Source organism: Shewanella sp. DAU305 (assembly GCF_026802235.1).
In the GTDB taxonomy this organism is placed as follows: domain Bacteria; phylum Pseudomonadota; class Gammaproteobacteria; order Enterobacterales; family Shewanellaceae; genus Shewanella; species Shewanella baltica.
On the sequence record NZ_CP113808.1, the window covers coordinates 3,873,048 to 3,893,290 of the forward strand.

A 20,243-nucleotide genomic window follows, 5' to 3' on the forward strand; every position below is an offset into this window, starting at 1 on the left:
TTTCAAAAAACCAGCGTTAAGATAAAACAGTTAACAGCGAACGCTATCTCAAGGACACGGTAAAACACACATTCGCCAGTTGGGAGAAGTGGATAAAACTTTGAAAATCCACTTCTTCAAATGCCCTTTGTGAAGGGCCTCGATCCGCATAATAAAACCCGATCACTTTGCTATCAACCAACAAAGGCGCCAGTAAAAAGCCCTGCCGTGACACGTGCCGCGCTTGCAACTCCTTGCACTGCTCCTGCCATTTTTTAGAGCTGGGATCGTCCACCCAAAGTGGCGCCTTATGCTCCATCGCTTGATGAAATAGCCCACGTTTGTCACTCAAATCGATAATAAACTCTTGTTTTATCGCATCGGCATCACGGCCCAATATCACCCTAGGCTGGAGCTGTTTACGGCTTGGCGATAACAACAAAACACCGCAGCGGTCAACACCCACGCCCTCAAGAATACCTTCAAGAACCGTCTGCATTATCTGATTGAAATCTGCTTTATTAATGGCAAAACCTGTCAATTCACGCAACTTAGCTAACTGAATATTCAAGTTAACTTGATAGACTGGCATATCTAACGGAATGGGAGGTAGGTCGGGTTCAGCGGCGACAATACGTTTAGGATCGGGCAAGTAATCGAGTAACACTTTAGCACCGTACACTTCTGCCAACTTATGGGTCGCATTCGCGCAGCGCTGCATTCGTACCAAAAACTCTTTCTCTTCTAGCCCAGTAAAACTCGCCGCTTGAGTCATACGTTTCGCTAACTCGAGCTTATCGAGAACGGGTTGCGATAAAATGTCGCAGAGCTTATCGGCAAGAAAAATAGCCCGAATATCTGGCCGCTGATCCTCTGGATAATTCAATGCTTGGATCAACAACTCCCCCAATCCCCAATTACGGGCAATACTCTGGGTGAGCTGCAAAAAAGAAGCACCAAGGGCTTCGCGGGTAGCACTTCTCTCTTCGGCGGGCGTTTCACATTGGCAGAGCGTTAAATCTAATTCTTCGGTAAATTCGCCCCCAATACTCCAAAAAGCGCTCTCGCCGATGTGATACAACAAAGAGGCAATAAAGGCTTCCTCCTGCATCTCCTCGTCATGATGACTCAACATCATCCGCGCCATCATGGCCGCTTGAAATGCTTTAGCCATCAACTTAATTAACCTTTGATAGACATTGGGCGCGAGATTTTTACTCTCCAACAAGCTTGAGAGTAACTTAGCTGTAATACAGATATTTCGCACTGCATCGAAACCCAGCACTATGGCGGCGCGGCTAACGGTGGAGATCTGACTACTCCCCTTATGATAAATAGCACTATTGGCGACTCGAAGAATACGAGAGGTTAAGGCGTTATCGTGCATCACGCTACGCCCAAGTAATGCGAGAGAGGAAACGTCATCCTTGGCGAGCTTTTCTAGCGATTTAACAGTCGAACACAGTGCGGGCATTTCTAATTCACTGATCCGATTTGTCCAATAATCGACCCCTTTATTAGTATTGTTATTAGGCTTCAACCCAAATTTACCTTAGCAATAAAACCTTATTGTTTTGAGTATAGATAAGCACAAATATTTCGCCCGTAGTCTAAGGCTTGTTTTCACCAATCAACAGTTAATTGCTCAATAATTCAACATCAAGTTATACCCGCAAATAAAAATGCCCGAGGCAAAGCTCGGGCATTTAGAGGTTTTAAAACAAGCTGCGTTTAGGCAGTGAAGTACTGCTTCATAACCCGCAACACTTTATCTATGTCCTGACGGCTCACATCTTTGTGAGTCACAAGCCGAATCGTGCGCCCAGGGCTTATTAGAATGCCTTCAGCTCGACAGTGTTTCGCCAATAAATCCGCATCAACCTGAGGCGCTAATTTGGCAAATAGCATATTGGTTTGTACTGCGGTTAAATCGACGTCGAACTCACTCAACTCGGCCAACTGGTGAGCCAAATACGCCGCGTTGTCATGATCTTCACTCAGTCGTTGCACTTGCTCAGTTAAAGCAAGCTTACCCGCAGCAGCAAGTATCCCAGCTTGACGCATGCCGCCACCGAGCATTTTACGCCAGCGTATCGCCTTCTTAATCAAACGCTCGTCACCTAAGAGTAATGAGCCAACTGGCGCGCATAACCCTTTGGACAGACAAATCGACACAGAATCAAAATGCGCCGTAATCTTACTTATCGCGATATTCTGCGCCACAGCCGCATTAGCAACTCGCGCGCCGTCGAGATGGATTTTTAATCCGCGATTAAAGGCCAGAGCCTGCGCGTCCGCTAAATAGCTTTGCGGGATCACTTTACCGCCAATCGTATTCTCTAAACTGAGCAAACGCGTGCGGGCAAAGTGGATATCGTCAGGCTTAATGGCGGCTTCAATATCGGCCAAGGCAATGGTGCCATCGACTTGATTCAACAAAGGTTGAGGTTGAATGCTGCCTAAGACAGCTGCACCGCCACCCTCAAATTTATAATTATGGGCCTGCTGACCACACAAATACTCATCACCACGCTCACAGTGGGCCATCAAAGCCAATAAATTCGCCTGCGTACCCGAACAGGTAAATAATGCGCTTTCAAAGCCAAACATCTCTGCGGCCATATCCTGCAGACTATTTACCGTGGGATCATCACCGTAAACATCGTCACCTACTTCGGCTCTGGACATGGCTAATCGCATCGCTGCTGTTGGCTGGGTAACAGTATCACTGCGTAAATCTATCATCTCGTCCTCAACTTAAGGTTTGGTTGGCGCTTAATGGGCTCAAGACTCTAGCGCCAAAGGCTTATTTTGTATAGTTTATCATCATGCTTATTCATCATTTTACTGACTCCAAACGTGAATACAGGGGCGAAGTGATGATCTGAATATTGGCTTCAACTAATAAAAACATAAATATACTCAAGATATTGCCGATATATGCCTGTCGATGAGTTGACGCGTGAACGCGTTTCACTTGGCGAAATGCGCCTAAGTCGATAGAATGCCGCACTAAGATGGTCATGCTACAACCATGCGATCACTTTAGTAATTTTGACTAGTACTTATCGTTCAATAGGTGATTTGTAGTGAAAAACTCCCAATCTCGATGGATTCAGCTGGTACTTTTACTATTAAGTTTAAGCCTGACATCGCAGGTATTCGCTTGGTCTGATACTGACCAAGATGGCGTGCCTGACATCAAAGATGCCTGCCCTAACACAGCGCCAGACACGCAAGTAATGGCCAATGGCTGTGTTGAAGAGGTCGAGGTGAAAGCGACTGCATCAGCAGATTGTAGTACGAGTAACCCCAATGCTGAGTTCAGCGCAGATTGTCATAATATTTCTACCGCTGTGGTGTATTTTGAATTTGCCATTGCCGAAGTTGACTTTTCGCAATGGAAAACTTTAGCCTTAGTGAAAGCATATTTAGCAGCGAATGATGTCGCACTAACCTTAGTGGGCCACACAGATATCGTTGGCACGCCTGAGTTTAATTATCAGCTGTCACTTCAGCGCGCTCAAAATGTGAAACGTATTTTGGTTGAAGATTATGGCTTTAATCCAAATCGCTTTACCGTAATGGGTAAAGGTATATCAGAACCTGTAGCGGACAACCGTTCTAGCGAAGGGCGCAGTTTAAATCGACGAGTACAATTTATCGTCAATAATAAATAGTTTTAGTTAGCGTATATTTAGGGAGTTATTCAATGGAAAACCTTGAAGGTTTATTAAAGCAAGCACCGGATCTGATTGTGACTTATGGCTTAAAAGTTTTATTTGCCATTATCATTTTCTTTGTTGGTAAATACTTTGCCGGCGTAGCGCAAAAGCTGGTTCGTAAATTACTTAACAGCCGTAAAGTTGATCCGACAGTTGTTTCATTTGTCGCAAACCTCGCTTGGGCAATTGTGTTTGTTTTCGCAGTGATTGCCACCTTAGGCCAAATTGGCGTACAAACCGCATCATTGGTCGCCGTTATCGGTGCCGCTGGTTTAGCGGTGGGTTTAGCGCTACAGGGTTCTCTGTCTAACTTCGCATCTGGCGTGTTAATGGTGTTATTCCGCCCTTGCCGCGTTGGTGACTATATTGAAGCCGCTGGCATTGCCGGTACTGTTGATGAAATCACTATATTCTCAACCAAACTTCGCACACCCGATAACAAGGTTATTGTGGCGCCTAATTCATCCATCATGAATGGCACTATCACTAACTATTCGGCAATGGATACTCGCCGTATCGATTTAGTGATTGGCGTATCTTATTCTGCCGATATCGCACTCACGAAGAAAATCTTAACTGAGATTTTAGACAACAACCAATATGTGTTAAAAGATCCATCATATACAGTTGGACTGGCTGAATTAGCGAACTCTTCAATTAATTTCGTGGTTCGCCCTTGGGTAAAAACGGCTGATTATTGGACGGCTCGTTTCCAACTGCTTGAGCAAATCAAAAATGCATTAGATGCAGCAGATATCGGTATTCCATTCCCACAAATGGATATTCATGTCAAAGAATTGCCACTCAGCAAATAACCCTAAATGAATAACCAAGGTCGGCAATTGCCGGCCTTTTTTTATGGTTCTGCATAACATTTTAGCGTACCTTAAAGGACAGATATTAGCGAAGGCACAGATATTCATGTGCGAGGAAATCCAATGCAAAAATACGTTTCATTTTTAGCCGCCAGCTGTATTTATGGCTTAGTGCTGATGAGCCCCAATGTGCTTGCCAGTGAGAAAAACCAGGTTCTTATGGGTGAAAAAACCGTCACCTTGGAAGGCAAGTTACCTAAGCTGTCGCAAATGGCGCCAGGGTTCAAAGTGGTTGATGATCATTTTGCGCCTGTCATGCTAAGCGACTTTAAGGGTAAAACCGTGCTGATAAGTGCCGTACCAAGCTTAGATACGGGCGTGTGTGCACTACAAACTAAACGTTTCAACAGCGAAGTAGGCCATTTTTCCGATGACGTGGTCATGCTAACCATCAGTGCCGATTTACCCTTCGCACAGAAACGTTTCTGCAAAGTAGAAAACGTAGATAAAATCAAAGTACTATCCGATTCTGTCTGGCGTGATTTTGGTGAAAAATATGGCTTGTTGATTCAAGATTACGGTTTGCTGGCGAGGGCTATTTTCATCATAGATGCCGAAGGAAAACTCCAATACCAAGAGTTAGTTCCGAATATCACCGAGCATCCTAACTATGATGCCGCACTTGAAGCGCTGAAAAACATTCAAGCCCAGCAGTAATTTACTGCTAAAAAAACAGGGCAGCCTTAGCTGCCCTGTTGTTTTACAATTGTATATCTACGATTTTTTTATGATCTAATGTGTGTGCTGATCGCCATTGGCCTGATAATCAAAGGTCGGCATAGACCAATGATAGCGCAGCGCTAACATCCGCAGGCTAAAACCAACGCTCAGACAAATAACCAGATTAATCCACTCGGTTAATTGATAGGCTTTTAGGACGATATACAAGCCTGCCGTCAGTAGTGAAATCACCGCGTAGAGTTCTTTCTTAAAAATCAAAGGCACTTGATTACACAGGATATCGCGGATAACGCCACCAAAAACGCCCGTCACCAATCCCATCACCACGGCAATCGTTGGGCTAAATCCCAACATTAAGGTCTTCTGCGCGCCCACGATAGAGAACACAGCTAACCCTAAAGCATCGATAGCCAAAAATAACTTAGACAAATAACGCATCACAGGGGCGATAGCGACAGTGAGTAAAGAAGCGAATGCAATCGCAATAAGGTAATTCACGTGCTCAACCCAAATTAAAGGATAATTGCCGAGCATCATGTCCCTTAGTGTGCCGCCACCAATCGCCGTTGCGCAGCCAATGATCACTACACCAAACAAATCCATCTGCTTGCGACCCGCCGCCAGAGCGCCCGTCATAGCCTCGGCAATGATACCAATCAGCCAAAGTAATCCAATAATCTGCGTCTCATGCATCTTTGCTACTACCAACAAGGTAAAGAAACAGATTCTGCCTGAGAAACCCTCAGTTCTATAATGATTTTATTTTGAATTCATCATTAGAAAAATTAATTCATCATTTCATCAATAATAGATTGCCATCACCTACAACCACAAAATAGCACTGTATAAATTGCAAACAAAATAGCCAGTTATGCGTAAAACTACTTCTCACGTCTATTTAGATAACTAAAATTTTTAATAAGTATTAATAACGTAAATTCAATCAGATGATAAATAACTGCAGATCATCTAATCGAATGGGCAAAACGCATAAAAATCAGCCACAAAAAAGCGGCCCTCAGGCCGCTTAATTTTCATTCAAACTGAGTCAGAACTACTTAGTGTCAGGCTTAGGGGGATAATTTGCCATCACACTGCCCACCGCTTGATTGATGATCTGTACTCTTTCTTCTGGGGTATTTTTGTCGCGAATGGTATCGGCAACAGAACCACGCCAGATAAGCTTAGTCGTTTTATTATCAACTAAATCAATAATCAGCGTACCAACTTCATATTCTCTCACTGTAGTTTGGGTCTGCATATTGCCGCCCCAACCCCATCCTGGACCATAGTATGGGTTGTAGCCAAAATTACTATTGAAGGTATCAACATTGATTTTCTTGTCGACTTTGGTCAGGTAGTTAACTAATACATCAGCGTCTTTCGCATCGACTAATGTCATGCCTTTACTCGCTAACTGGCTATTAACCGCTTCTCTTACTCTTTGATCCATCAAGCCATCAAGATGATATCCGGCAGAATCGGCTTTCTGAGCAACCCAAGCATAGGTTTTATATTGGGTAAAATTGGCGCTAGGATCATAGTCCCAACCAGACTTCATCGAGCTACAGGCACTTAATGCCAGCACGGCTAAAGCTACAAAAATATTTTTCATCTTAATTTCCTCAGATGTTCAAACCGAACAAAGACAAGTATCAGAGATATGAATTTAGCTTACAGAGCAATCATCTGATCTACAACTCAATTGATTAAAAAGCAGCATCTCATTCAGCTTGACTTCAGCAAAATCAAAGATGATAATGATTATCAATTGAGGTTGAGAGAGTAATGAAATGTATTGGTTTATTAGCGCGTTTTTGGTTGCATCAGCCATTTTTATCCTTGCGCCAGAAAAAATCTCACTCGAGGTAAATAACGCAAAAATAAAGCGCCATTTGCCTGTCAGCTTACTGATTTTACCTCTTATTGTACTTGGCTGGTTGGTCATAGATGCCGTCGCGAATGGCACTAATTATGCGACAGTCGCCGCATTCGGCTTTGTGACTACCGCCTGCTTAATTGCGTTACCTAAGCTGCATAAATTTATTATGCCCAGCGCCTTACTGACTGCAGTAGCGCTGATCGTCATGGTCTTTATGCGCATGAATTAAAACGGCTGATAACGCTCCCTTTTTCAAAAATATGCTTACTTCCCTGCAAAGAGTTAGCATTTTGTTCAGACCACTTAAGGATAATCCTCAAGTGGTCTTTTTTTACCTCCCAGAACCCCTGCAAATTTGATAAACTCAACGGGTATAAGTCATCTTTTAACACCAATGAATGAAATCTATGAAAGCAGATCCTAATGTATCCTTAGTGTACAGCACCGACAAAGGCCGTATTAATGCAGAGCCCGTCACTAAAGTGATTCCTGAATCCGACGGTATAGTCAGGATCCATAGAGACAGTAAGGGCCGCAAAGGCAAAGGCGTTTCGATTATCTCAGGCCTAGGTCTCGATGAAACCGCGTTAAAAGCAATGGCTCAGACCCTTAAAAAACAATGTGGTTGTGGTGGCACGGTTAAAGATTTCACTATTGAGGTCCAAACAGATAACCGCGAGCAATTAAAGCTATTGCTTGAGAAGCAGAACTACAAAGTTAAATTAGCTGGCGGTTAATCTCGCCCGACTTAGCAATATAGCAGCATGCTAGATCAACTTAGCCACATCGAACGGAGTAGTTAAATGGAGAGTTTGCAGAACCATTTCTTAATTGCCATGCCTTCACTGCACGATACGTTTTTTGAACGCTCAGTCATCTATATCTGTGAACATGATGCCAAAGGCGCCATGGGACTGGTGATCAATAAACCGCTCGGTATCGAAGTTAATTCGCTATTAGAACAAATGGATTTGCCAGCTGAGCAAGTCTCCACCGATTTAGCGTTCAATGCCAATGTCATGATGGGCGGACCCGTTTCCCAAGATCGTGGCTTTGTACTGCATACCTCTCAGCCCTATTGGGCCAACAGCACAGATCTGGGTTGTGGTTTAATGCTAACTACCTCACGCGATGTGTTAACCGCGATAGGAAGCAACAGATCGCCAGAGAAATTCCTCGTCGCCTTAGGATATGCTGGATGGAGCAAAGATCAGCTCGAACAAGAGCTTGCCGATAATTCTTGGCTAACGATTCCAGCAACCAATGCACTCTTGTTTGACATTAAACACGAAGACCGTTGGCCACAGGCCAGCCGAGCTCTTGGATTTGATGCTTGGCAGGTTTCAGCTCAAGCGGGTCACGCTTAAGCCTATTTCTTAATATAAGTCAGCACACTATGAATTCGAAAACCGTATTAGGCTTTGATTTTGGCACTAAAAGTATTGGTGTGGCTATAGGCCAAGAAATCACCGCTAGCGCCACGCCATTATTGTCAATCAAAGCCGTCGATGGGATCCCCAACTGGGATCAGATAGGCGATTTAATCAAAGAGTGGCAACCCGACCTAGTGGTTGTTGGTCTGCCCTTAAACATGGATGGCACTGAGCAAGATATGACCCACAGGGCGCGTAAATTTGCGAACCGTATCAATGCTAAGTTCAAAGTCAAAATAGCCACACAAGATGAGCGATTAACCACTACCGATGCTAAGGCAAGATTATTCGAGTTAGGTGGATTCAAGGCGCTCACCAAAGGCCAAGTCGATGCTGTGTCTGCCGTACTGATTATTGAAAGCTACTTCGAAAATAACTTCAGCAAGTAATGCCACAATAAAAACCATATATAAAGAAAAAGGATAAGTTGCCTTATCCTTTTCAGTTTGATGTTTAACCCGATAAATTACCGGATCAAAAATGTGGCTTCACTAAGTTGGCCATCATAGTAATGTGCGCATCATCATCGTTTAGTGCTGCAATGTAGCGGAACTTCTCACCACCCGCCTCGGCAAAGAGATGACCATTCTCACTAACAATTTCTTCCAGCGTTTCTAAACAATCGGCGCTAAAAGCGGGGCAAACGATAGCGATATCACGCACGCCTTGTTGCGGCAACGCTTTCAAAGTCGCATCGGTATAAGGTTGTAGCCATTTGGCTTTACCAAAACGCGATTGAAATGTCATCACAAACTCATCTTTACCTAACCCAAGCTTTTCGGTAACCAGTCGAGTCGTTTTCATGCAGAAGCAATAATACGGATCGCCTAAATGCAAATTACGCTCAGGCATACCATGGTAAGACAACACCAATTTTTGCGGTTTACCATTTGCTTTAAAATCAGCCGTGATCGAACTCGCTAACGCGTTAATAAAATCAGCGTTATCATGATAAGTATTAATAAAATGCAACGATGGAATATAGCGCCACTTAGACAACTCAGCCGCAATCGCATCAAAAGCAGAACCCGTAGTGGGCGCCGCATATTGGGGATACAGAGGTAACACCACGATTTTATCAATGCCATTTTGATGCATGGTTTGCAATGTACTGGCAACCGATGGACTGCCATAACGCATTGCTAAATGGACAGAAACATCATGGTTATCGGCGTTAAGTTTATCCGCTAACTTCGCCGTTTGACGCAAACTAATGTCCATTAACGGTGAGCCGGCCGCTGTCCATACCTTCTGGTATAACGCCGCCGATTTTGCAGGGCGTACCCGCAAAATGATCCCGTGTAAAATCATCATCCACACTAATTTAGGGATTTCGACTACGCGGGGATCTGCTAAGAACTCAGCAAGATAACGCCTAACAGCCGATGCTGTGGGTGCATCTGGCGTACCTAAATTTAATAACAGCACGCCCACTTTGCCGCGCTGTCCGTGTCCAACTTCTTTGGATAAGCCTGAAAATTTAGCCAAAACAGCCTCTTAATTAATAAATACTTATAAAATTAAAGTACAGATTCTATTGCTTGCTTAAGCTCTTCGCTATCTGGCTTCACTTTAGAATTGAACTGTTGCACAACCGCGCCATCGCCGCTAACGACATACTTGTAGAAATTCCACTTAGGCGCACCGGTTTTCTCGGCTAAGTATTTAAATACGCTATTGGCGTCACTGCCACGCACAGCCGAAGTCGACAGCATAGTGAAAGTGACACCGTAATTGATGTAACACACCTTAGCCGTGTCTTTCTCATCATTTTCTTCTTGGAAAAAATCATCCGATGGGAAACCAATAACCACTAAGCCTTTGTCTTTATAGTTTTCATGCAATGCTTCGAGCGCTTTAAACTGCGGGGTATAACCACAGTTACTTGCAGTGTTAACAATCAACACTGGCTTTCCCTGAGTCAATTCACACAGATTAACTGTCTCTTCAGAATGTAATTTTCGTACTTCAAGGTTCAAATACTCGGGACAAGTGGCCGCCATAGCGCCAACACTCATCAAGCTCGCTGTCATAGCGAATATCATAGGTAATTTTTTCATTGCTTTCTCCTTTACCGGTACATTACGCAAACGTACTAGGTAAAGATCATATTGAATTAAAAAATAAAAGCTATCGTTAACGACCGCATAGCGATGAAGTAAAACCGATTGAGCTGAACGAAAATCTAACGACACCAACAAAAAGCAGCCCATAAAGAGCTGCTTAACCTAGAACCTGACTCTCGCGTTAGTCCATGTCTAAGGTGACACCTTCCATAAAGCCTGAGCCCGTGGATTCTTTATTCTGCAATTTAATCATCAAACGTAAATCGTTCGGTGAATCAGCATGGTGCAGCGCATCGGCGTAACTAATCTCGCCATCGACATAAAGTTTGAGCAAGGCTTGATCGAAAGTCTGCATGCCCTGCTCGTTGGATTTTGCCATGGTTTCTTTGAGTAAATGCAGCTCATTCTTCGCAATTAAACTCGCCACCCTTGGGGTGTTAATCAAGACTTCAATCGCGGCGCGGCGCCCAGTGCCATCGACTTTTGGGATCAATTGCTGCGCCACAATACCGCGCAAATTCAATGACAAATCAAACAATAACTGCTGATGTTTACTCTCAGGCACGAGGTGCATAATGCGGTCTAATGCTTGGTTGGCGTTGTTGGCATGCAAGGTTGCCATACAGAGGTGGCCTGTTTCTGCAAACGACAGGGCGAACTCCATCGTCTCTTGGGTACGAATTTCACCAATCAAGATCACATCGGGGGCTTGGCGAAGGGAGCTTTTTAGCGCCGCATCAAAAGACTCAGTATCTATGCCGACTTCACGTTGGGTGATAATACTTTTTCTGTGGTCGTGAACAAATTCGACGGGATCTTCGATAGTTAAAATATGACCACGGGCATGGGCATTGCGATAGCCTACCAAGGCCGCTAAGGACGTTGACTTACCCGTTCCCGTTCCGCCCACCATAATGATGAGACCACGTTTACTCATCACCAGATCTTTCAGAATAGGCGGCAATTTTAAATCATCGACATCAGGGATTTTAGTCTCAATACGGCGCATCACGCAGCCAGGCGATTCACGCTGCCAGAAGGCGCTTACCCGAAAGCGACCTAAATCCTTTGCCGCAAAAGCAAAGTTACACTCACGGCTCGAGTGAAACTCTTGTTTCTGCGCTTCGGTCATTAAGGATTCAACGAAATCCAGTGATTGTGCCGGAGTAAAGGCACTTTCGGCCAAGGGACGCAATTCACCGTCAATCTTGGCACTTGGCGGAAAGCCAGCTGTGATAAACAAGTCGGAGGCTTTGCGCTCAACGATCACTTTTAAAAACGGAAGAACATCCATCATAAATCCTTAAAATGTCGCTTGTTTATTCGAACTCTTCGCCATTGCATCTTCACGGGTGATAAGACCGCGATTGACTAAGTTCTGTAAACATTGCTCTAAGGTCTGCATTCCGTGGGCCATACCGGTTTGAATCGCCGAATACATCTGCGCCACTTTGTCTTCACGAATAAGGTTACGAATAGCGGGAGTGCCCATCATGATTTCATGGGCGGCGACACGGCCTCCGCCTACCTTTTTAATCAAGGTTTGCGAAATAACCGCTTGCAGCGATTCCGACAACATAGTGCGCACCATGTCTTTTTCACCGGCGGGGAATACGTCGACCACACGGTCAATGGTTTTCGCGGCGGAGGTGGTATGCAAGGTACCAAACACTAAGTGGCCTGTTTCTGCGGCGGTCATCGCCAAACGAATGGTTTCAAGGTCACGCATCTCACCAACTAAAATCACGTCCGGATCTTCACGCAGCGCGCTTCTAAGCGCCGCATTAAAGCTGTGGGTATGGCGGTGAACTTCACGCTGGTTAATCAAACATTGCTTGTTTTGGTGTACGAATTCGATAGGATCTTCAATGGTTAAGATGTGATCGTGTCGATTTTCGTTAACGTAATCCACCATAGCGGCAAGTGTGGTACTCTTACCCGAACCTGTTGGCCCAGTCACTAGGACTAATCCCCGAGGGAAACTGGCGATTTTTTTAAAAATCTCCGGCGCACCTAATTGCTCAAGTGACAAGATGTCGCTAGGAATGGTACGAAATACGGCCGCAGCACCACGGGATTGATTGAATGCGTTAACACGAAAGCGTGCAAGATTAGGGACTTCGAACGAGAAATCGATTTCTAAATGTTCTTCGTAGTCCTTGCGCTGCTTATCATTCATTATGTCGTACACTAGGCTGTGTACGCCTTGGTGATCGAGCGCGGGCAAGTTAATCTTTCTCACTTCACCGTCGACACGGATCATGGGAGATATCCCTGCAGAAAGGTGTAGATCCGAGGCTTTGTGTTTTACACTAAATGCCAATAACTCAGTGATTTCCATCGTTTGGGATATCCTTGCAACTAGATAATTACATCATGACAACAATAGCAGACAGACTCGCAATCGCCCAGTGCAGGATCGCACAAGCGGCGCAAAAATGTGCACGCCAACCTAGCAGTATTCGCTTACTTGCCGTCAGCAAGACCAAACCTATTGAAGACATTATAGCAGCCTATCAAGCCGGTCAGCGTTGCTTTGGCGAAAACTATGTCCAAGAAGGTGCGGAGAAAATTACCGCACTCAAGGGGGATTTTCCGGACATTGAATGGCACTTTATCGGGCCACTCCAATCCAACAAAACCAACATAGTCGCCCAGCATTTCGATTGGATGCACACAGTCTCGCGCGACAAAATTGCCCAACGTCTCAATGATCAACGTCCAGCTGAATTAGCGCCATTAAACGTCTGCATTCAAATTAATATCAGTGCTGAAGACACAAAATCTGGCATAGATGCGGCGCAAATGCTGCCACTGGCCGAACTGATCGCTCAGTTACCTAATCTCGCACTGAGAGGCCTAATGGCAATCCCAACGGCTACTGCAGATACTGAGTTACAGCTTAAAGAGTTTTCTATGTTAAACAATCTATTTCAAGAACTTAAATCACATTACCCCAATGTAGACACGCTTTCCATGGGGATGAGTAATGACCTAGATGCAGCGATTAGCAGTGGTTCAACTATGGTGCGCATTGGCAGTGCCATTTTTGGTGAGCGCAATTACACTGCGTAAACTCACTCGAGGCATGAAGTTCGAGGTCAGTGTGTGGGCTTGACCTTGTTTTTAGCGCTTTATGCCCAAATACTGTATTAAAGATCACGACATTTAAGTTCAATTAGCGAGAGTCAACTAATCTGGCTCTGACATTCAAATGACTAACCGTTTTATCATCTTGATTTAAGGTGAGTCTGTTACAAATTAACGGTTAACACACTGAAGAGAATCAAATGGATCAACAGAAAATCTGCTTTATCGGTGCCGGCAACATGACGCGCAGCATCATCAGTGGCCTAGTTCATAGCGGCTATCCTGCTCAACTCATCCAAGCGACCAATCCTAGCCAAGGTAAACTCGACGCACTAAAAGCCGATTTAGGGATTTTGGTTTCTCAAGACAATTTAGCCGCAGCGCAAGCTGCCGATGTCATAGTGCTGTCGGTAAAACCGCAATTGATGCAGCAAGTGTGTGAAGCATTACAAACTGTCGACATGTCGCAAAAGTTAGTCATCACTATTGCTGCAGGCATTAAAGCAAAGCGTTATACCGATTATCTGGCGCAGGATATTAAGCTTATCCGCGCTATGCCCAATACACCGATGCAGATTAGTGTGGGGATGACTGGCCTCTATGCGCCTCAGGCTATTTCTACCGAGCAAAAAGCCATTTGCGATCGTTTGATGTCCAGCGGCGGCGAAATTGTGTGGGTTAATGAAGAGTCAGAATTAGATCAAGTGATTGCACTATCGGGCAGTTCACCGGCTTATTTCTTTTTGCTAATGGAGTCTATGATAGATGCAGGCAAAGAAATGGGAATGGATGAAGACAAAGCCAGAACTTTAGTGCAGCAAGCCGCGCTCGGCGCTGCTATGATGGCAAAGCAAAATCCACAACTGACCTTAGGTAATCTAAGGGAGAATGTCACCTCAAAGGGCGGTACCACCGCACAGGCGCTGGCGACATTTGAAGCTGCGGATATGCGTGGTTTAGTAAAAAAAGCCATGGAAAACTGCATTAAACGTGCAGAAGAAATGGCTAAGACATTTTAATTTCCACTAACGCGTTTTTATATCGGACTTTAATAGGTAGAAATCTCGATGAATGCATTTACCTTTTTAATCACCACACTATTCGACTTATATTTGATGGTGGTGATTTTGCGGATTTGGCTGCAACTGGCAAGGGCGGATTTTTACAATCCTTTTAGCCAATTTATTGTCAAAGCGACTCACCCGCTCATCGCGCCAATGCGCCGTATTCTGCCTTCCTTAGGACGGTTTGATACCGCATCATTCGTCCTCGCGTTGCTGGTCGTGATGGTCAAAGTACTGCTGATCAGCCTTATCGCGGGCGGTGGCATAGACATACTGCTGTTTTTGATGTTTGCCGTCGTATCTGTGATCAAAAAAGCAGGGGTCTTGCTGTTTTGGATGCTGTTGATACGCGCAATATTGAGCTGGTTTAACCAAGGCTATAACCCCATTGTGATGGTCATGGGTCAGTTAACTGAACCCGTATTAGCCCCAATCCGCCGTATCATACCGCCAATTGGTGGTTTAGATTTATCGGTAATGTTGGTGATTATTGGTATGAATTTCCTCAATATGTTACTTGCCCAATATATCCCTTATTGGGCTGTGATCTAATGAGTGCAGTGACTTTGCAGCAAGGTGACTTGCTGCTTAATCTCTACATTCAGCCTAAGGCCAGCCGAGATCAAATTGTAGGACTGCACGGTGATGAGCTAAAAGTAGCCATCACTGCGCCGCCTATTGATGGCAAGGCCAATGCCCATTTAAGCAAGTACTTAGCAAAGACCTTTAAAGTGCCCAAGAGCGACATTCATATAATGAAAGGTGAACTTGGTCGGCATAAGCAAATCCGCGTGATTGACCCCAAGATCATCCCAAGCGTCATTACTGAGCTGATGGGACAAACTAGCTGAGCTAATGCTATTGAAAGGCTGAAAACCAACAAATTTCTTTGAATGCGGTTAATTTATCGATAAACAGATAAACATAAACAATAGTCACAGCGACCTATACTCAAACATTCCCTAATATGAGGTATCCCATCATGTTCCGTAATATTCTGGCTGTATTAGCCCTCACCGCTAGCCTTTGTGGTGTTGCAAACGCAGAGCAAAAAGAAACTGTCGGCAATTTTGACATTCATTACATGGCACTTGGCAGTACATTTTTAACGCCTAGCATAGCCAAATCCTATGGCATTCAACGCAGTAGCTACACAGGTATTATCAACATTGCGGTGTTAGATATCAGCGAAGCGAATAAACCCGCAGTACCCGTTGAAATTACTGGTGTCGCCAATAACTTATTAGATGCTCGAATCAACTTAACCTTCAAAGAGATCCGCGAAGGTGATGCGATTTATTATATTGCCGAAGTTCCTTACCGCGATGATCAGGAGATCAACTTCAATATCGCGATCAAGCATGGTAATCAATTAAATACCAACTTGCAGTTCAAGCAAAAATTCTACGTCGAATAAGCCAAGCTGAGATTGCCGTAAGACATCAGTAACTTTGGGACGATACAAGTCTGTACCGTCCCGCCCTTTTCCTGTCCTTTAGCCCTCAGCTTGGGTATCATTGCCGCAGTATAAGTCGCCCCAATGATATAGGTGTTCCATGCAACAAATCGTCCTCGCCAGTGGCAACAAAGGCAAACTCGCCGAATTCGATCAAATGCTCGCCAGCTACGGTGTCACTGTACTGCCGCAGAGCCAATTTAATGTCAGCGAAGTGGCCGAAACGGGCACCACTTTTGTCGAAAATGCTATTATCAAAGCCAGACATGCAGCCGAAATCACCGGACTTGCCGCCATTGCCGATGATTCAGGTTTAGAAGTGGATTTACTCCAAGGCGCTCCCGGCATTTATTCAGCGCGTTACGCGGGCGAAAATGCCAAAGATCAAGACAACGTATTGAAACTACTTGAGACAATAAAAGACCAGCCAGCACCTCGCAGTGCGAGATTCCAATGCGTACTGGTGTATATGCGCCACGCCAAAGATCCAACCCCAATTATTTGCCAAGCTGCATGGGAAGGCCAAATCGACTTTAACCAACGTGGCGACAATGGCCATGGTTACGATCCGATTTTTATCCCTGAAAATTATCAATGTAGCGCGGCGGAGCTCAGCAGCAACGAGAAAAATGCCTTAAGCCATCGTGGTAAAGCCCTAGTGCAACTCATCGCCGCCATGCAAGCCCAAGGCGTGTTAACTGGCGGGAATGCACAATAATGTCGTCAACTGCCGTGACTACTGCGATGAAGCTCGAACTGCCGCCACTCAGTCTGTATATCCATATTCCTTGGTGCGTACAAAAGTGTCCTTATTGTGACTTTAATTCCCATGGCCAAAATGGTGAGCTGCCACAAGAAGCCTATGTTGATGCGCTATTGGAAGACTTACGCCAAGACTTACATCTCGTCCAAGGGCGGCAAATTCATACCATCTTTATCGGTGGCGGCACACCATCCTTATTCGATGCTTTGCAAATCAAACGCATACTCGATGGTGCCAATGCGCTAATCCCCTTTAGTGACAATATCGAAATCACCATGGAAGCCAACCCTGGCACCTTAGAACACGATGACTTTAGTGCCTATCGCGCAGCCGGTATCACTCGTTTATCTATCGGTGTGCAGAGTTTTTCTAAGGATAAGCTCAACTTACTCGGACGTATTCACGATCAAAACGAGGCACAAGTCGCTGCTCAAAAAGCCAGCCAAGCGGGATACTTGAGTTTTAACCTCGATTTAATGCATGGATTACCCAACCAAAGTTTTGCTGAAGCCATGGCTGATATCGACACGGCAGCGGCGCTGAATCCACCCCACCTGTCTTGGTACCAGTTAACAATTGAGCCCAACACCCTATTCCACTCAAAACCACCGCAACTGCCCGATGACGAAGCGCTCTGGCATATCTATGAGCAAGGTCAACAAAAGCTGGCTGCATTAGGGTATGAGCAATACGAAATATCCGCCTATGCGAAACCTGGTTACCAATGTAGGCACAATCTCAACTACTGGCAGTTTGGTGATTATCTAGGTATAGGCTGTGGCGCCCACGGTAAAGTGACGCTGCCAGAAGAAAACCGCATTATACGCACGGTAAAAATTAAACATCCCAAGGGATATCTGAGTGCCAGCAACTACACCTTCGAATCGATTGATGTGGCAGAGGAAGATCGCGCGCTTGAATATTTAATGAATCGCCTGCGCCTGATGACACCTATCCCTAAGCAAGAATTTGAACTGCGTACCGGACAACACAGAGACACATTGACCGAAGGAATGGAAAAGGCCAAACAACGCGGTTTACTCACAGAATCCACTGAACATTGGCAATTAACCAGCAAAGGTCACATGTTTGTTAATGATTTACTGACACAATTCTGCTAAGCCTGCCGTTAAAATAGCTATATAAATAATGTGTTAGTGGTCAATAGTGCAGTTTAATACTATTACTGCTAACACATTTTCTAACATTAATATCCATACATTCTTGTCCAGCTTCTTTAGAATTGATGCAACTCAATCCAGGAAGCCTGATCATGCCAATAAAAACTAAAATCAGCTTAGTCGCACTGACCCTTTCAGCTCTACTGACCATTCCCGCATATGCAGCATCAACTTCGCCAGCCTTACACAGTGCAAGCGAACCTATGAATGCAGTGGTGCAAACCGAGTCAGACAAAGCCAATGCGTTGTTCGAAACCCTCTTCATGGAAAACATCATGGCGAACCCCATTTCGCAAACCTATATGGGGATCAAGCAAGACTATGATAAATGGGATGAACTGGGTGATGCCGCCGATGATAAAGCCCTAGCACGCACGAAAAAACAACTGGCGCAGGTCAATCTGATTGATGCGGCCAAACTCGATCCACAAACGCATCTTAGCCTTACGTTACTGAAGCAAAATCTGCAAAATGACATCGAAGATGACCAATGGCGCTACCATAATTACCCTGTGAATCAGATGTATGGCGGCCACTCTATGATAGCCTCCTTCTTAATTAACCAACATCAAATCACAGATGTCAGCGATGCCAAGGCCTATATCAGCCGCTTAAATGGCGTGCCAAAACGCTTAAGTCAATTACAGACAGTATTAGCCGTTCGCGCAGATAAAGGCATTATCGCGCCTAAGTTCGTATTCGCTTATGTCATTTCAGACAGCCAAAACATCATCAAAGGTGCGCCTTTTGATAAGGGCGACGACAGCGCGCTACTCGCAGATTTTCGCCGTAAAGTGAACGCATTAGCGATTCAAGAAACGGAAAAGCAAGCACTGCTTAAACAGGCTGAGCAAGCACTAGTGACTCAAGTCGAGCCCGCCTATAACAAGCTCATCAGTTACATCAAAACCTTAGCAACCAAAGCTGACGACCGTGATGGTGCGTGGAAGCTCCCTAACGGCGCCGCCTTTTACAATAATGCCTTGGCCCGTACTACCACGACAAATATGACCGCCGATCAAATCCATGACTTAGGCCTTTCTGAGGTGGAACGTATTCATAACGAAATGCGCGCCATTATGAAGAAGGTCAATTTTAAAGGCGATTTACAGCAATTCTTTAGCTTCATGCGTGACGCTCCCCAGTTCTACTACCCCAATACCGCCGAAGGCAAAGCCGCCTATTTAGCTGAGGCGACTAAGCTCATCGACAATATGAAATCGCGCTTAGATGAAGTGTTTAAAGTAAAACCTAAGGCCGCCATGATAGTGAAACAGGTTGAAGCCTTTAGAGAAAAATCCGCAGGCAAAGCCTTCTATGAGCAACCTGCGCCGGATGGTTCGCGTCCCGGTAGCTACTATGCAAATCTATATGACATGAAAGCCATGCCGAAATACCAAATGGAGGCGCTGGCCTACCACGAAGGTATTCCGGGTCATCACATGCAGATCGCCATTTCCCAAGAGCTGCAAAATATTCCTAAGTTCCGCAAGTTTGGTGGCTATACCGCGTATATCGAGGGCTGGGGTTTATATAGCGAATCTTTCCCGAAAGAAATGGGACTCTACGCCGATCCCTATTCTGACTTTGGTCGTCTAGCAATGGAGTTATGGCGTGCATGTCGCTTAGTCGTTGATACTGGTATCCACGCTAAAAAGTGGACCCGCGAGCAAGGCATTGCCTATTACGTGGATAATACGCCCAATGCTAAATCGGATGCGGTGAAAATGGTTGAACGCCATATCGTCATGCCATCGCAAGCGACAGCCTATAAAGTGGGCATGATTAAGCTGCTGGAACTCAGACATAAAGCAGAACAACAGCTTGGCAGTCAATTTGATATCCGCGACTTCCATACGCTAGTACTTGCTAACGGCGCATTGCCACTGGATGTGCTAGAGCAACAAGTCGATTTCTGGATAGCCAGTAAGAAGAAGGCCTAATACCCTAATGTTTTAAAGCCTTAATGCTGAGTCGTGAAGCATTGTTAACCTGCTTCACGACTAAAGCGACATAGATGAAAGCCTTTAGCGGCCAAAAGAAAAAGC

At 45.0% G+C, this 20,243-nt stretch carries 24 protein-coding genes; 15 read left to right on the forward strand and 9 right to left on the reverse strand.

From position 1 onward, the window contains the following. Nucleotides 1–43: 43 nt before the first annotated feature. The 3 genes from OX890_RS16335 to OX890_RS16345 form a co-directional block, all read right to left on the reverse strand. The gene (locus OX890_RS16335) at nt 44–1,519 is read right to left on the reverse strand and encodes an HDOD domain-containing protein (RefSeq protein ID WP_268649588.1); all 1,476 of its coding nucleotides are present in this window, start codon (nt 1,517–1,519) and stop codon (nt 44–46) included. 191 nt (nt 1,520–1,710) lie between these two features. Next, the gene (ltaE, locus tag OX890_RS16340) at nt 1,711–2,724 is read right to left on the reverse strand and encodes a low-specificity L-threonine aldolase (protein ID WP_268649589.1); all 1,014 of its coding nucleotides are present in this window, start codon (nt 2,722–2,724) and stop codon (nt 1,711–1,713) included. A gap of 94 nt (nt 2,725–2,818) precedes the next feature. Continuing rightward, nucleotides 2,819–3,004, reverse strand: a complete 186-nt coding sequence (locus tag OX890_RS16345) for a hypothetical protein (RefSeq protein ID WP_259585090.1) — start codon at nt 3,002–3,004, stop codon at nt 2,819–2,821. Between the two features lie 64 nt (nt 3,005–3,068). Between OX890_RS16345 and OX890_RS16350 the strand changes: the two genes are divergently transcribed. The 3 genes from OX890_RS16350 to tpx all read left to right on the forward strand — a co-directional run bounded on the left by OX890_RS16350 (nt 3,069) and on the right by tpx (nt 5,236). Continuing rightward, a complete protein-coding gene (locus OX890_RS16350) occupies nt 3,069–3,659 on the forward strand; it encodes an OmpA family protein (RefSeq protein WP_268649590.1) in 591 nt (196 codons plus the stop codon). Between the two features lie 32 nt (nt 3,660–3,691). Then, complete coding sequence (locus OX890_RS16355) at nt 3,692–4,519, forward strand: mechanosensitive ion channel family protein (RefSeq protein ID WP_006082505.1); 828 nt, start codon at nt 3,692–3,694, stop codon at nt 4,517–4,519. A 123-nt stretch (nt 4,520–4,642) separates the two neighbouring features. After that, nucleotides 4,643–5,236 carry a thiol peroxidase gene (gene tpx / locus OX890_RS16360; protein ID WP_115334188.1) on the forward strand — a complete coding sequence of 198 codons (594 nt, stop codon included), beginning with the start codon at nt 4,643–4,645 and terminating at the stop codon, nt 5,234–5,236. 75 nt (nt 5,237–5,311) lie between these two features. Here tpx and OX890_RS16365 read toward each other — a convergent pair whose 3' ends face one another. Then, complete coding sequence (locus OX890_RS16365) at nt 5,312–5,953, reverse strand: trimeric intracellular cation channel family protein (protein WP_006082508.1); 642 nt, start codon at nt 5,951–5,953, stop codon at nt 5,312–5,314. Nucleotides 5,954–6,314: 361 nt separating this feature from the next. Next, on the reverse strand, nt 6,315–6,875 hold the full coding sequence (locus tag OX890_RS16370; RefSeq protein WP_006082509.1) for a DUF4136 domain-containing protein: 561 nt from the start codon (nt 6,873–6,875) through the stop codon (nt 6,315–6,317). Nucleotides 6,876–7,053: 178 nt separating this feature from the next. Here OX890_RS16370 and OX890_RS16375 point away from each other — a divergent pair, with 178 nt between their 5' ends. From OX890_RS16375 to ruvX, 4 genes are all read left to right on the forward strand, one after another. Continuing rightward, nucleotides 7,054–7,371, forward strand: coding sequence for a hypothetical protein (locus OX890_RS16375; RefSeq protein ID WP_268649591.1), 318 nt, complete (start codon nt 7,054–7,056; stop codon nt 7,369–7,371). Between the two features lie 178 nt (nt 7,372–7,549). Then, nucleotides 7,550–7,879: a stress response translation initiation inhibitor YciH gene (yciH, locus tag OX890_RS16380; RefSeq protein ID WP_219253466.1), complete on the forward strand. Its 330-nt coding sequence runs from the start codon at nt 7,550–7,552 to the stop codon at nt 7,877–7,879. A gap of 66 nt (nt 7,880–7,945) precedes the next feature. Further along, a complete protein-coding gene (locus OX890_RS16385) occupies nt 7,946–8,509 on the forward strand; it encodes a YqgE/AlgH family protein (RefSeq protein ID WP_006082512.1) in 564 nt (187 codons plus the stop codon). A 29-nt stretch (nt 8,510–8,538) separates the two neighbouring features. Continuing rightward, complete coding sequence (gene ruvX, locus OX890_RS16390; protein WP_006082513.1) at nt 8,539–8,964, forward strand: Holliday junction resolvase RuvX; 426 nt, start codon at nt 8,539–8,541, stop codon at nt 8,962–8,964. An 85-nt stretch (nt 8,965–9,049) separates the two neighbouring features. On the opposite strand, the gene hemH is transcribed toward ruvX, so the two are convergent. The 4 genes from hemH to OX890_RS16410 form a co-directional block, all read right to left on the reverse strand. Beyond that, nucleotides 9,050–10,063, reverse strand: a complete 1,014-nt coding sequence (hemH, locus tag OX890_RS16395) for a ferrochelatase (RefSeq protein ID WP_268649592.1) — start codon at nt 10,061–10,063, stop codon at nt 9,050–9,052. Between the two features lie 32 nt (nt 10,064–10,095). Continuing rightward, nucleotides 10,096–10,635, reverse strand: a complete 540-nt coding sequence (locus OX890_RS16400; protein WP_037392614.1) for a glutathione peroxidase — start codon at nt 10,633–10,635, stop codon at nt 10,096–10,098. Nucleotides 10,636–10,822: 187 nt separating this feature from the next. After that, a complete protein-coding gene (locus OX890_RS16405) occupies nt 10,823–11,935 on the reverse strand; it encodes a PilT/PilU family type 4a pilus ATPase (protein WP_106649931.1) in 1,113 nt (370 codons plus the stop codon). Between the two features lie 9 nt (nt 11,936–11,944). Continuing rightward, nucleotides 11,945–12,982: a type IV pilus twitching motility protein PilT gene (locus OX890_RS16410; RefSeq protein ID WP_006082517.1), complete on the reverse strand. Its 1,038-nt coding sequence runs from the start codon at nt 12,980–12,982 to the stop codon at nt 11,945–11,947. 35 nt (nt 12,983–13,017) lie between these two features. Here OX890_RS16410 and OX890_RS16415 point away from each other — a divergent pair, with 35 nt between their 5' ends. From OX890_RS16415 to OX890_RS16450, 8 genes are all read left to right on the forward strand, one after another. Continuing rightward, nucleotides 13,018–13,716, forward strand: a complete 699-nt coding sequence (locus OX890_RS16415) for a YggS family pyridoxal phosphate-dependent enzyme (RefSeq protein WP_268649593.1) — start codon at nt 13,018–13,020, stop codon at nt 13,714–13,716. A 215-nt stretch (nt 13,717–13,931) separates the two neighbouring features. Further along, nucleotides 13,932–14,750: a pyrroline-5-carboxylate reductase gene (proC, locus tag OX890_RS16420; protein WP_006082519.1), complete on the forward strand. Its 819-nt coding sequence runs from the start codon at nt 13,932–13,934 to the stop codon at nt 14,748–14,750. 48 nt (nt 14,751–14,798) lie between these two features. Continuing rightward, a complete protein-coding gene (locus OX890_RS16425; RefSeq protein WP_006082520.1) occupies nt 14,799–15,347 on the forward strand; it encodes a YggT family protein in 549 nt (182 codons plus the stop codon). Further along, nucleotides 15,347–15,646, forward strand: a complete 300-nt coding sequence (gene yggU / locus OX890_RS16430; protein WP_012587167.1) for a DUF167 family protein YggU — start codon at nt 15,347–15,349, stop codon at nt 15,644–15,646. Before OX890_RS16425 ends, yggU begins: the two co-directional genes overlap by 1 nt. Before the next feature lie 131 nt (nt 15,647–15,777). Further along, on the forward strand, nt 15,778–16,212 hold the full coding sequence (locus OX890_RS16435; protein ID WP_006082522.1) for a DUF4426 domain-containing protein: 435 nt from the start codon (nt 15,778–15,780) through the stop codon (nt 16,210–16,212). Between the two features lie 139 nt (nt 16,213–16,351). Continuing rightward, nucleotides 16,352–16,969, forward strand: coding sequence for an RdgB/HAM1 family non-canonical purine NTP pyrophosphatase (gene rdgB / locus OX890_RS16440; RefSeq protein WP_012089754.1), 618 nt, complete (start codon nt 16,352–16,354; stop codon nt 16,967–16,969). Next, nucleotides 16,969–18,135: a radical SAM family heme chaperone HemW gene (hemW, locus tag OX890_RS16445; RefSeq protein ID WP_268649594.1), complete on the forward strand. Its 1,167-nt coding sequence runs from the start codon at nt 16,969–16,971 to the stop codon at nt 18,133–18,135. Before rdgB ends, hemW begins: the two co-directional genes overlap by 1 nt. Before the next feature lie 152 nt (nt 18,136–18,287). Continuing rightward, entirely contained in the window at nt 18,288–20,138 is a 1,851-nt protein-coding gene (locus OX890_RS16450; protein WP_268649595.1) for a DUF885 domain-containing protein, read from the forward strand. Nucleotides 20,139–20,243 lie beyond the last annotated feature (105 nt).